The sequence below is a fragment of the Nocardia sp. NPDC019323 genome (genome assembly GCF_044389845.1).
Classification (GTDB): domain Bacteria; phylum Actinomycetota; class Actinomycetes; order Mycobacteriales; family Mycobacteriaceae; genus Nocardia; species Nocardia implantans.
In genome coordinates this window covers 216092-228749 of sequence record NZ_JBIRYN010000008.1, presented here as the reverse complement: position 1 = coordinate 228749, position 12658 = coordinate 216092, and the positions used below count along the sequence as shown (strand labels likewise).

The window sequence follows — 12658 nt, the reverse complement described above, 5'->3', positions numbered from 1 at the left end:
CAGGTCGCGATCAGGTGGATCGAGTACGGTTCTCCAGAACTCGACGAATGCTCGGAGGTCCTGGCGTGGGCTGCGAGCGGAAACCAGGATCAGCAGGGAGGGCGACCCTTGAGGGTTACCGTTGTTGTGCCGACCTACAACGAGCGGGAGAATCTGCCGGTTGCGGTGGAGCGGCTGACCGCGCTGCCGGTGCCCGACCTGCACGTACTCGTGGTGGACGACAGCTCGCCGGACGGCACCGGCGAGGTGGCCGACAAACTCGCCGCCGAACTGCCGAACGTGGTCGGTGTGCTGCACCGCACCGAGAAGGACGGGCTCGGCCGGGCGTACGTCGCCGGCATCACGCGCGCCTTGGACGAGGGCGCGGACGTCGTGATCCAGATGGACGCCGACCTGTCGCACCCCGCCGAAGTCATCCCGGCGATGCTGGAGAAGCTGTCGAGCACCGACGCGGGCGTCGTGCTCGGTTCGCGGTACGTTCCCGGCGGCTCCACCGCCGCCGAATGGAAGTGGTACCGCAAGGCGCTCTCGGCTTGGGCCAACTTCTACGTGAACCTGATCCTGCGCCTGGGCGTCAAGGACGCCACCGCGGGCTTCAAGGCGTGGAAGGCCGACACCCTGCGGGCCATCGACGTGGCCTCCATCCGCAGCAACGGGTATTCCTTCCAGGTCGAGATGAACTACCGGACCATCAAGAAGGGGATCGCGATCGCCGAGGTGCCGATCCGTTTCGAGGAGCGGACGCTCGGCGCGTCGAAGATGAGCCTCAAGGTGCAGCTCGAGTCGGCGCTGATGCCGTGGAAGCTGCTGTTCGGCCGCGCGGTCTGAGTAACGGCCCTCGGCCCCGCTCCGGGCGGAGCGGGGCCTCCGATCAACGGCTCTCCCGAACCGTTCAGCGCGGCCAATCCAGGAGCGTGTCGACGAACAACTGGCGGACCTGCGCGACTTTGTCGTCCAGATCGCGCGGGTCCCATGCGCTGACGTCGATCGGGTCGAGTATCGCCACGTCGACCGTCCCCGGCCGGGCGACCATCGCGTTGCGCCAGCAGATCTCGCCCGCGTTCCGGATGACGACCGGGATCACCGGCACCCCCGCCTGCATCGCGATGTGGAACGCGCCCTTCTTGAACGGTCCGACCTCGGGCGTGTAGGAGCGAGTGCCCTCCGGAGCCACCGCGACCGACAGGCCGCCGCGCAGTGTCTCCACCACCGGGCGCAGCGCCGCCCTGGCCTGCGCGGTGTTCGCACGGTCGATGAACGTCACGCCGACGAAGCGCATGAGCGGTCCGAAGACCGGATTCTTGGTCAGCTCCTTCTTGCCGATCGCGGTCACGCCGCCGCCGAGCACTTGGGGCACGATGATGATGTCGAACTGGCTCTGGTGGTTGAACAGGAAGACCGCGGGTCGCGGTGATCGCGCGTGCTCGGCGCCGGTCACCCGCACGTGCACGCCGGCGATGCGCAGCGTGTTGCGCGCCGCGTGGGCCATCAGCGCGTCGGCCATCCGCTGGCGGTCCCGCGTCGGCGATTTCGACGCGACGCCGAACAGCGCGCCCCCGAGCAGCCCGGCGAATCCGGCTGCGGTGCGCACGTAATCGCTCGCGCGCGGCGGGCGGCGCGGACGGAAGGTCAGCCGGGTCCAGTGCTGCCGGTCGGCGACGTCGGTCAGCGCCTCGTCGGCGTTCACCGCCACCGGACGCCCCACCAGCGACAGCACGGGCAGGTCGGCGATCGCGTCGGCGTAGGCGTAGCTGCGCTCGAGATCCAGCTGGTGCGCGGCGGCGAACCCGGTGACCGCCTCGGCTTTGCCGTTGCGCCACAGCGTCTTCCCATCGGGATGCCCGGTGAGCACGCCGCCGCTGGTGGCCATGGGCGTGTACAGCACGTGCTCGATACCCAGCTGCGCCGCGGCGGGTGCGACCTGGAATCGGGTCAGCGAGCTGACCAGCACGATGGTGTGCCCTGCCGCCTGGTGCGTCCGGATCAACTCCCACGCTTCGGGGTGCAGGTACCCGTACACGGAGCGCTGGAACAGGCGCCTACCCAGCTCGTCCAGCTCCTGTTCGGAACGTCCGGCCAGCGCTTCGGACAACTCGCGCAGGAACCGGCTGTATTCGCCGTCGGTCATGTGGTCGCGGATACCGTCGAGCAGCACGTCGGCGGGCTTGCGACGCAACCTGCGCCGCGGTCTCGGGGCGTCGATGACCGTGCCGCCGAAGTCGAAGATCGCGGCGACCGCGCGGCCTTGCGGACCGGAGCGGATGGCGGCGAGCGCGGCGTCGAGGTCAGCGCGCGCGCCGGTCACCGCGCCTCCCGGTTGGACGGGTCGAGCGCGGCGGCCTGCGCGATGCGGGCGCCGATGACGCGCAGACGCTCGGCGAACTCGTTCCTCCGCTCGCTCAGCTCGGCGCGGCGCTGGTCGGGCTCGTCGTCGGGCACCGTCTCCAGCAAGCCGTAGTTGTCGGCGAGCTTGAGCGCACTGGTGAACAGCTCGGTGGAAACCGACTCCGGGCTGTGCAGCCGCTTCTGCAGCAGCATCTGCTTACCGACCGCCACGCACTCGGTGATGAACTCCTTGCGGTCGATCTCCTCGCCCGCGTCCTGGGCGGCCAGCCGTTCGGCCACCACCAGCTGCGCGTCCACGAACGACCGCAGCACGCGGTGGGCCATGGTGAAGCCGGAGGCGGTGAGCTTCGCCAGGATGTCCGAGCCGTAGGTGTCGCGGCGGGTGTGGCTGTACCAGTCCGGATCGACCAGCAGCACCTCCGCGACCATCTGATCGGCGAATTCGCCGCGCTCGGGGAAGAAGAACTCGAACTTCAGCAGGTCGCGCAACCGGAACGCCTCGTCCCAGCCGGTTTTCAGGGCGTCGGCGTCGCCGCTGTCGACCGCGGCGAGGATGGCCAGCTCGAGGATCGCCCGGTTGACGAACCAGTGCACCGCGCTGTTGCGATAGAAGGCGGCCTCCAGATGCGCACCCGACTCGATCGAGTACACCGGCTCGACCCCGCCGCGATACACCGTGACCACCCGGGCGAGCGAAAGCTGTTCCAGCACCACGGCCAAGCCCTGTTCGTCGCGCAGCGCCTCGAGTTCGCCACCCGGCAGCTCGCGTTTGTCGATGTAGCCGAGCACCGGATTGAGGACCGTGCGCACTTCGCCGAGGGTGAGGGCGCGTCCGTCCACGCCGAGCAGCGCGAGGGTGACCAGCGCGTTGACCGTGATCGGGGTGACCGCGTTGATGCCGACCGCCACTTCGAACGCCAGCCGCTGCACGGCCCTTCGTTCCAGTTCGGCGATTTCCGGCGGTTCGCTGTCGACCACTCCCGCCTCCGTGCGCGGCGCCGGAATCGGCTCGGTGTGATGCAGCGGGATGGTCAGCGGCGGAGTGGTGAGCGGGTCGCCGTGCGCGGCGAGCCGATCGCGCGCCGAGAGCGGTTCACCGAAGCGGACGTACACGTGCCCGGCGGAGTGCTGCTGGCTGCGGATATAACGCGCCAGCCAGGTCAGGCCCTCCGGTTTCTTCTTGCCGCCCTCCTGCTCGGTGGCGATGGCGCCGAGTTCGTTGAGCCGTTCGTAGGTGATCGAGACCGGAACCAGCATGACGTCGTCGATGCGGTTGGATCGGACCGCCGCGGCGAGGTAGTTTAGCAAGCCGTAGCGCGGTGGCCGCAACTTGCCGGTGCGGGTGCGGCCGCCCTCGAAGTACCACTCCAGGTTGAAGCGCTTGGCCAGCAGGTAGGCGAAGTACTCCTCGACGACGGCCTTGTAGACCTCGTCGTCGCCGAAGCTGCGCCGGATGAACACCGTTCCGGTGCGCCGGGCGATCGGGCCCATCGGCCAGAAGCCGAGGTTCGCGCCGCCGATCACGTGGTTCGGGGGAAAGTCGTTGCGCGCCAGCACGTCTCCCAGCACGAACGCGTCGACATACGAGCGGTGCGAAGGCAGGAACACCAGCGGGAAGCGGCGATTGAGGTCGCGCAACCCGGCCAGACCGGAATCGTCGGAGTCCACGTTCCAGGTCGAGGCGTGCACCGGGCGCATGGCCTGGGTGAACAGATCGGAGATCAGTCGGCTCTGGGCCGCGACCAGTTCGTTGAGCGCTTTCTCCGCGCGCCGGTACACCTCGTGCGGGCTGGCGCCGATCTGATCGGCGATCAACTCCAGCCTGCGCAGGAAGTCGGGCGCGTCGAGGATCTCCTCCGTGACCAGCTTCGGCACTTTGTACCGGTCGCCGATGATGGTGCGCTCGGCGCGTTCCAGCGCCACCACCGCCGCGCGCACGATGGCGCGGGCGAACGGTTCGGCGGTGCCCTTGTCGTAGAGCGTCGACGCCTCCGGGTTGTTCACGCGCAGCTCGCTCAACCGGGCCGGTGCGCCGGTGAGCACGACGTGCCGGTCCGGTGACTTGGAGACCAGCCTGCGCTGTGCGAGCCGATGGGGTTTGCGCGGGTTGGTCAGCAGGGCGAGATCGGCGAAGGTGACGCGGCGTACGCCGTCGCGTTCCGGCGGCAGCCACAGCACGCGGATCGGCACCACCAGCGGATCGTCGCGCCTGCCGACCAGCTGTGCGGCGACGGCGCCCGCGTCCAGATCGAGCTGGGTGACCGGCGCGTCGGTACCGAACTCGGCGCTGATCCCGCCGTCGGCGAGCCACTTGCCGACGAGTTCGCGTTCCACCCCCGACGCGGCGTCGATCAGGGCCACCACCGATCGCGGTGGGGTCCCGGGCCGGGTTGTCGCGGGTGAATCGCCGCGGTGATCGATCATCGATGTTCTTCCCTCCGCAGGTGACGCTCTCCACTATTCAATCCCGGCGGGTCTATTCCGCGCAGGCAGACGGCGTGGCGAGTTCGCGGGGCTGAGCCTGACCAGCGGCGCCCGCGTGGGCGAAAGTGCTTGCGGGGCGCGGGCCATTCCGTGCCGAGCGATTCCCGGACGTCGGATTTGTGGCCGCGAGCACACCCGCACAGCGAAAGAGGTAATGCTAACCTTACCTCCACTGAGTTAGGCCAGGGTAACCTTTGGAGGATCGTTGTCGACCACGGAACGCCTGCGGGTTGAGTATGTGACCGATCCGGCGGCAGCGATGTCCCGGCTGGCGGGGGCGGATCGGTTCGGCGAGTACGTGATGTACGAGCGTCCGGGGGAGTGGGTGTTCGCCGCCGATCCGATCGGCAGTGTCGAACTGGACGTGCGGGAGCTGCGCGTCGCTTGGGAAGGCGAGACCACGACCAGCCGATGGGAAGGCAATCCGGCGGGAGTGATCGACCGCGCGCTCGGCGCGCTGCCCCTGGACGGACGCAACGCCTACGGCTGGATCGGATTCGAGTTCTGCGCGTGGGCGCTGGACGCCACCCGGCATCTCGACCCGCGCACGACTCTGGCGCACCTGATGGTTCCGCGTATCGAGGTCAGGGTGGGCGCGTTCGGCATCCGGGTATCGGGTGCGACGCCGTCGGAGACCGGCGACATCCACGATCTGATCGCGCAGTCGCAGAACACCGAACTGCCGCAGGCGCATCCGGCCGACATCCGCATCGATCCCACCGGCTACCGCGACCGGGTGGCCGAGGCGGTCGGCGAGATCCGGGCCGGGCGCTATCAGAAGGTCATCCTGTCCAGGAAAGTGGAGCTGCCATTCGCCGTCGACATTCCGGCCACCTATCGGCTCGGGCGGGCGCACAACACTCCGGCGCGGTCGTTCCTGCTGCGGCTCGGCGGCCTGGAGGCGGCGGGCTTCAGTCCGGAGCTGGTCGCCTCCGTGGACGACGACCGGGTGGTGACCACCGAGCCCTTGGCCGGCACCCGCGCGTTCGGTCGCGGCGCCGCGGCCGATCTCGCCGCCAGGGCCGACTTGATCACCGACCCGAAAGAGATCGTGGAACACGCGATCTCGGTGCAGACCTCTTTCTCGGAGATCGCGGCTGTCGCCGATCCCGGCACACCGGCGGTGTCGGATTTCATGGCCGTGCGTGAGCGGGGCAGCGTGCAGCACCTGGCGTCGACGGTGCGCGGCAGGCTGGCCGCCGACCGGTCCAGCTGGGACGCGTTGGAGGTGCTGTTCCCCTCGGTGACCGCTTCGGGAATTCCCAAGCGGGAAGGCGTCGACTCGGTGTTCCGGCTCGATCACGACCCCCGCGGGTTGTATTCCGGTGCGGTCGTGACCGTTTCGCCCACCGGCGCGCTGGAGGCGACCCTGGTGCTGCGCGCGGTCTATCAGAACGCCGAGGGCGCCTGGCTGCGCGCGGGCGCGGGCATCGTCGGCCAGTCCCGCCCGGAGCGGGAGTTCGAAGAGACCTGCGAGAAGCTGGGCAGCATCGCGCCCTACGTCGTCAAAGCCTGAGTCGCACGGGCAGCGCACCGACGGTGCGCTGCCCGTTTCCCACCGGCGCTACAGTTCTGCGCGCAGCGCCTTCTTGTCGATCTTGCCGACCGCGGTGATCGGCAGCTTGTCGCTGCGGCGCAGCACGTCGGGCAACTTGTAGGTGGCCAGGCCACGCGCGGCGAGGAAGGACTTGAGCTCGGCCAGCGTCGGCATCTCACCGTCCACGACCAGGACGGCGCAAACCTTCTCGCCCAGCGCCGCGTCGGGCAGCCCGACCGCGGCGGCATGCCGGACCGCGGGATGGGCGAGCAGGTGTTCCTCGAGTTCGTCGCAGGAGACGTTCTCGCCGCCGCGGTTGATCACGTCTTTGATCCGGCCGGACACCACGAGATGCCCGCTGGGCAGGCGGCGGACCAGATCGCCGCTGCGGTAGAAGCCGTCCGGGGTGAAGGCGCGCGCATTGTGTTCGGGTGCGCGGTAGTAGCCGCGGATGGTGTACGGCCCCCTGGTCAGCAACTCGCCCTCCGCGCCGGGGGCCACGTCGTTGCCGTCACCGTCCACCACGCGGATCTCGTCGGCGGGCGAGAGCGGTCGGCCCTGGGTGGTGTGCAGCAGCTCGGCCGGATCGTCCAGCCGGGTGTAGTTGATCAGGCCCTCCGCCATGCCGAACACCTGCTGCAGGGTCGCGCCAAGCGCCGGGGGCACCTCTTTCGCGTTGACCTCCGCCAGTCGTGCGCCGCCCACTTGGAGCAGTCGCAACGAACTCAGGTCGGCCTCTTCCCATTCGGTGGCCGCGCACCAGAGTTGGGCCAGCGGCGGCACGACGGCGGTGACCGTGACCCGGTGCCGCTCGATCGCCGCGAACGCGCTCTCCGGGCTCGGGTCGGCGACGAAGGCGACCGCGCCGCCCACCCCGATGGCGCCGAAGATGCCGGGGCAGGCCAGCGGGAAGTTGTGGGCGGCGGGCAGCGTCGCGAGATAGACGTCCTGTTCGGTCAGCGCGCACACTTCGGCGCTGGCGGTGGCGTTGTAGACGTAGTCGTCGTGCGTGCGCGCGATGAGCTTCGGCAGGCCGGTGGTGCCGCCGGACACCAGCATCAGGGCGATGTCGCCCGGATCGATCTCGGGCAGCTCGCCGCCGTCGCGCGGCACCGAGGCAAGGGTGGTGAACGGCCCTGGATCGCCGAGCACGAGGACGTGGCGCAACGACGGCACCGCGTCCCGCACGGTCGAAGCCAGCTCGCGATAGTCGAAGTCGGCCATCCGGTCGGCGACGATATAGCCGACCGCGTCGGAAAGCCGCGCCAGATGCTCGATTTCGGCGCGGCGATGCGCGGGCAGGCTCAACACGGGAATGATCCCGGCGCGGAGCAGGCCGAACAACACGGTCAGGAACTCGGGCACATTGGGCAACTGCACCACCACGCGGTCGCCGGGAGCGATACCGAGCGCGAGCAGCCCGTGGGCCATCCGGTCCGCGGCGGCGTCGACCTCGGCGTAACTGCGCGCGCCCTCCGCGTCGAGCAGCGCGGGACGGTGGGGCTGCCGGAGCGCGCTCGCGCGCAGAAGATCTCCGAGCGGGCGCCCGGCCCAGTACCCTGCGGCCCGGTACTCCGCGGCCACTGCGGCGGGAAAAGGTACGTAGCCGTCGCGATGGGCGGACTCGGTGGGTGTGGAATTCACGATCTGCCTCACAAATCAAGCAAAGGGTTCCCTAAGTAGGTTAGGCACCCTACTTCACGTGGTGTGTGCCGGGCGTGTTCGAACCTGCCGCTGGGTGCCGCCGCGCACTAGACTTTCCGCATGACCAGGTGGGACACCTCGAACATCCCCGACCAGAGCGGTCGTAGATTCATCGTGACGGGGGCCAACAGTGGCCTGGGAGCCGAGACGGCGCGCGCGCTGGCCGCAGCGGGCGGCCAGGTCGTTCTCGCCTGCCGGAACGTCGCCAAAGGCGAGCGGGTGGCCGCCGAACTGGGCGAGCTGGCGCAGGTGCGCGAACTCGACCTGGCCGATCTCGCCTCGGTCCGCGCGTTCGCCCAGAACGTCGACGGGGCCGACGTGCTGATCAACAACGCTGGTGTGATGGCGGTACCCGAAGGACGCACCGCGGACGGATTCGAAAAGCAGATCGGCACAAATCATCTCGGTCACTTCGCGCTCACCGGGATGCTGCTGGACAAGATCTCCGACCGGATCGTCACCGTCTCCAGCGGTGCGCATCAAGTCGGCAAGATCGACCTGGACGATCTCAACTGGGAGCGGCGCAAGTATCAGCGATGGGCCGCCTACGGGCAGGCCAAACTGGCCAACCTGATGTTCGCTCGCGAACTGCAGCGCAGACTGACCGCGGCGGGCTCGGCGAAACTCTCGGTCGCCGCGCATCCCGGCTACGCGTCCACCGAATTGCAGTCGCACACCGAGACCTTCCTCGACCGGGTGATGTGGGTGGGCAACCGGGTGTTGGCGCAGAACGCCGCGATGGGCGCGCTGCCGACGCTGTACGCCGCGACCACCGACGTCCAGCCGGGCGGCTACTACGGCCCGACCGGACTCGGTGGCATGCGGGGATATCCCGGCCCGTCCGGATCGTCGAAGGCGTCCAGGGACGAGAAGGTCGCGGCCGATTTGTGGGAGCTGTCGGAGAAGCTGACCGGGGTCACTTACGACTTCGCGAAATGAACGCCGTCCACCCGCAAGCGTTGATGTGACCCACGTCTCATAAGGCGTTGTCACACTCCGTGTTTCCACGTCGTCCTCTTGATGAACCCACAGGGAACGACAAGGACGGGACATCATGGAACAGCGCTTCGAACTCTTCGGCAACCCGGTCGGCGCCAGCTTCATCAAGCGGCTCACCACGGCCTCCAAGGTGATCAACGATTCCACCCTGGACGCGGCGACCTACGAGTTGGTGAAGATTCGCGCCAGCCAGATCAACGGCTGCGGTTACTGCACCGACATGCACACCAAGGACGCCGCGCACGCGGGCGAAACCTCGGTGCGGCTCAACCTGATCGCCGCCTGGCATGAGGCCACCGTCTTCACCGAGGCCGAGCGCGCCGCACTGGCGCTCACCGAGGAGGCGACCCGGATCGGCGACGGACGCGCGGTCAGCGACGCGGTCTGGCAGGAGGTGCGCAAGCACTACGACGACGACCAGATCGCCGCCCTCATCGCCGCCATCGCGATGATCAACGCCTGGAACCGGATGAACGTCATCGCCCGCACCCCCGCGGGCAGCTACGTCCCCGGCCAGTGGGGGTGAATCCGGACCACATGGCATCGCCCGCACTCCGGCGGGGTGATACTTGCTCAGACCGTGGGGATGAGCCGAGCCGTCGACCAGTCGGCGTTCGACTGAGCGAAAGACCAACAGTGGTGCCCGAGCAGGCGATCCCTCGAACGCCGGGACCGTTGCGCCGCAGTACTTTCAGACGCAACCACACCGGCTCAGCTCCCGGTTTCGAGCGAAGCGAGACCGAGCCTGGCCGCGAACACGCCGCGACGAAGTCGCGGCCGATGACACAGAACACAGTTCACCGATCGGTTGCGGACTGGTACTGTGCCTGACGTGCAGCGCGTGTATTTCTGGTTTAGCAAGCCGGCCCTGGGTGGGCTGGTCTGCGGCAACCGCGTGCGCTGACGAACTTCCACCCCGAGCCGGACGATGGACCGGCTCGACGGGATTCGCATCCGTGGGTCGGCCCCGAGAAAAGGAACCCACGACATGACAACCGCTGCCGACGTCGACGCACGGCATTCCGATCTGGACGATCAACGCACCCTCAACGTGAGCCCGCTGCGCTCGCCCGCGGAGGTGCGCCGGGTGCATCCGATCACCGATGCCCTCGCCGACACCGTCCGTGCGGGACGCAAAGCCACCGTCGACGTGCTCGACGGCGCCGATGATCGCCTGATGGTGATCGTCGGCCCGTGCTCGGTGCACGACCCCGCCGCCGCGCTGGACTACGCGCGCCGCCTGGCGGCGAAGGCGGCGGAACTCGATGACCGGCTGCACGTGGTGATGCGGGTCTACTTCGAGAAGCCGCGCACCAGCCTGGGTTGGAAGGGTCTGATCAACGACCCGCACCTGGACGGATCGTTCGACGTCAACACCGGATTGGGCTTCGGGCGCAAGCTGCTGGCCGACATCACCGCCCTCGGTCTTCCGGTGGCCTGTGAGTTCCTCGATCCGATCACGCCGCAGTACATCGCGGATCTGGTGTCCTACGGGGCGATCGGCGCGCGCACCGCGGCCAGCCAGGTGCACCGTCAGCTCAGCAGCGCGCTGTCGATGCCGGTGGGGATCAAGAACGGCACCGACGGGGACGTCCAGGTGGCGGTGGACGGCGTGCGCGCCGCGGCGGCCAGCCACGTGTTCCCCGGCACCGATCTGGACGGTCGCTCCGCGCTCATCCGCACCACCGGCAACCCGGACTGCCACGTGATCCTGCGCGGCGGCAGCGCGGGGCCGAACTACGACGCGGCTTCGGTCGCGGAGGCCTGCCTGCGGCTGGAGAAGGCGTCGCTGCCGCAGCGGATCGTGGTGGACGCCAGCCACGGCAACAGCAACAAGGACCACAACAAGCAGGTCGACGTGGTCACCGACATCGCGCGGCGGCTGGCCGCGGGCGAGTCGAGTGTCGTCGGCGTCATGCTGGAAAGCTTCCTGGTGGCGGGACGCCAGGACCTCACCCTCGGCCACGCCGACGAACTCACCTACGGCCAGTCGATCACCGACGCCTGCCTGGATTGGGAAACCACCGCCGCGCAGCTGGACCGCCTCGCCGACGCGGTGCGGCAGCGCCGCGAGCGCTGAACCGGTGCGGCTCGTGCCCGAGTGGACGAAGCGCGGGTTTCGTCCGCCCGGACACGAGCCGCCGCCGCACCGGGGTCACGCAGAGTTCGCCGTGGTGAGGTCGGTGCACGGCAGGTCTGGTTCAGGACATGCCGGATGCCCGAATGCTCGGTGTGTGTCCGCTGAGCAATGCGGCGGGCCACTCGTTCGACGGACCGGGCGGGTCGGTGCGCAGGCGGGCGGCGAGCCAGTGGTCGCGGCGGCGTCCGGGCGTGCAACCGCACCGCCCAGGTCGGGCTGCGCCGCCCATCCCGGAACGACCATCTTCTCGAGGAAGGTCACGGCGCTGTCCCGGACGTAAGGCACCGGGATGGTCACCCATTCCGCGATAGCCGGGTCCTGGCAGCACTCGGTGATGGTGTCGACATCGTCGGCCGTCGGAGGCGACAGCCAGATGGTTCAGTTCGACAGCACGTGGTGGTCCATCGAGCCATGCTGCCACGGGATGGGCCGGTGGATCATCCGGTTCGTCCGGCGCATGCCGCCGTGCCGCGGGGGAGGCCGGGAAACCGGACCGTAGACTTCCCCTCGATGGTTGCCGCGCTGCTTTCCGACCTGTTCGAGTCACATCGGGCGCATCTGCTCTCGGTCGCCTATCGACTGACGGGCAGCGTCGGCGATGCCGAGGACGCGGTGCAGGAGAGCTGGTTGCGCTTGGCGGGCGCGCACCAGTCCGAGATCGATGATCTGCGCGCTTGGCTGACCACGGTGGTGACCCGGATCTGCCTGGACCGTTTGCGCAGCGCGGCGGCGCGGCGGGAGAGTTACGTAGGCCAGTGGCTGCCGGAACCGGTGGTCACCGGCCGCACGCCGTCGAGCGCTCCCGACCCGCTGGAAGCCGTGGTGCGCAAGCAAGAGTGCCGGTTCGCGGCGCTGATCGTGCTGGACACCTTGACGCCGCCGCAGCGGGTGGCCTTCGTGCTGCACGACGGGTTGTCGGTGCCGTTCGACGAGATCGCGGGCATCCTCGGTGTCTCCGCCGACGCGGCGCGGCAGCTGGCCGTGCGGGCACGGAAGGCGGTGGCCCAGACGCCGCCGCCGGTGCCGGACACCGAACACGAGGCCGCCGTGCAGCGCTTCCTCGTCGCGCTGAGCACCGGTGACGTGGCCGCCGTCACCGCGGCGCTGCATCCGGACGCGGTGATGATCGGCGATGCCAACGGCACCACAGCCACCGCGATCAACGTCCTGCACGGCGCGGATCGCATCGCCCGTTTCTACTTGGGCCTGGTGCGCAAGTACGGGCTGGAGGACGCCGAACAGGTGTATTCGTTCGTCTCGGTGAACGGGCAACTGGGTCTCGAGGTCGCGGCGCGTCCGGCGGGGGAAGGCCGGGTCGGCTATCCCAGGCGGGTCGTCGGCTTCACCGTTCGGGACGGATTGGTCTGGGGCACTTACGATGTGGCGAATCCGGCCAAGCTGACCGGCATCCGGCTGGGCTGAGCCCCGCCGGGTCCGAGCGTAGCTGC

9 protein-coding genes are annotated in these 12658 nt (G+C 69.0%); 6 read left to right on the top strand and 3 right to left on the bottom strand.

Annotated elements, in window-relative coordinates:
- Positions 1–108 precede the first annotated feature (108 nt).
- Positions 109–828 (top strand): polyprenol monophosphomannose synthase, encoded by a 720-nt coding sequence (locus ACH49X_RS26660; RefSeq protein ID WP_323124130.1) that lies wholly within the window; start codon positions 109–111, stop codon positions 826–828.
- Positions 829–892: 64 nt separating this feature from the next.
- On the opposite strand, the gene ACH49X_RS26655 is transcribed toward ACH49X_RS26660, so the two are convergent.
- Positions 893–2305 (bottom strand): HAD-IB family hydrolase, encoded by a 1413-nt coding sequence (locus ACH49X_RS26655; protein WP_195078209.1) that lies wholly within the window; start codon positions 2303–2305, stop codon positions 893–895.
- Positions 2302–4770 (bottom strand): glycerol-3-phosphate 1-O-acyltransferase, encoded by a 2469-nt coding sequence (locus tag ACH49X_RS26650; protein WP_357206570.1) that lies wholly within the window; start codon positions 4768–4770, stop codon positions 2302–2304. The genes ACH49X_RS26655 and ACH49X_RS26650 overlap by 4 nt, the downstream gene beginning before the upstream one ends.
- A gap of 265 nt (positions 4771–5035) precedes the next feature.
- On the opposite strand from ACH49X_RS26650, the gene nbtS reads away from it, so the two are divergent.
- The gene (nbtS, locus tag ACH49X_RS26645; RefSeq protein WP_195078211.1) at positions 5036–6346 is read left to right on the top strand and encodes a nocobactin biosynthesis salicylate synthase NbtS; all 1311 of its coding nucleotides are present in this window, start codon (positions 5036–5038) and stop codon (positions 6344–6346) included.
- A 48-nt stretch (positions 6347–6394) separates the two neighbouring features.
- On the opposite strand, the gene ACH49X_RS26640 is transcribed toward nbtS, so the two are convergent.
- Entirely contained in the window at positions 6395–8011 is a 1617-nt protein-coding gene (locus ACH49X_RS26640; protein ID WP_357206569.1) for an AMP-binding protein, read from the bottom strand.
- A 120-nt stretch (positions 8012–8131) separates the two neighbouring features.
- Between ACH49X_RS26640 and ACH49X_RS26635 the strand changes: the two genes are divergently transcribed.
- From ACH49X_RS26635 to ACH49X_RS26620, 4 genes are all read left to right on the top strand, one after another.
- Positions 8132–9010 carry an oxidoreductase gene (locus ACH49X_RS26635; protein WP_357206567.1) on the top strand — a complete coding sequence of 293 codons (879 nt, stop codon included), beginning with the start codon at positions 8132–8134 and terminating at the stop codon, positions 9008–9010.
- A gap of 115 nt (positions 9011–9125) precedes the next feature.
- Entirely contained in the window at positions 9126–9596 is a 471-nt protein-coding gene (locus tag ACH49X_RS26630; RefSeq protein ID WP_350907107.1) for a carboxymuconolactone decarboxylase family protein, read from the top strand.
- A 462-nt stretch (positions 9597–10058) separates the two neighbouring features.
- Entirely contained in the window at positions 10059–11150 is a 1092-nt protein-coding gene (locus tag ACH49X_RS26625) for a 3-deoxy-7-phosphoheptulonate synthase (RefSeq protein ID WP_195078215.1), read from the top strand.
- 570 nt (positions 11151–11720) lie between these two features.
- The gene (locus ACH49X_RS26620; protein ID WP_357112748.1) at positions 11721–12632 is read left to right on the top strand and encodes a sigma-70 family RNA polymerase sigma factor; all 912 of its coding nucleotides are present in this window, start codon (positions 11721–11723) and stop codon (positions 12630–12632) included.
- Positions 12633–12658 lie beyond the last annotated feature (26 nt).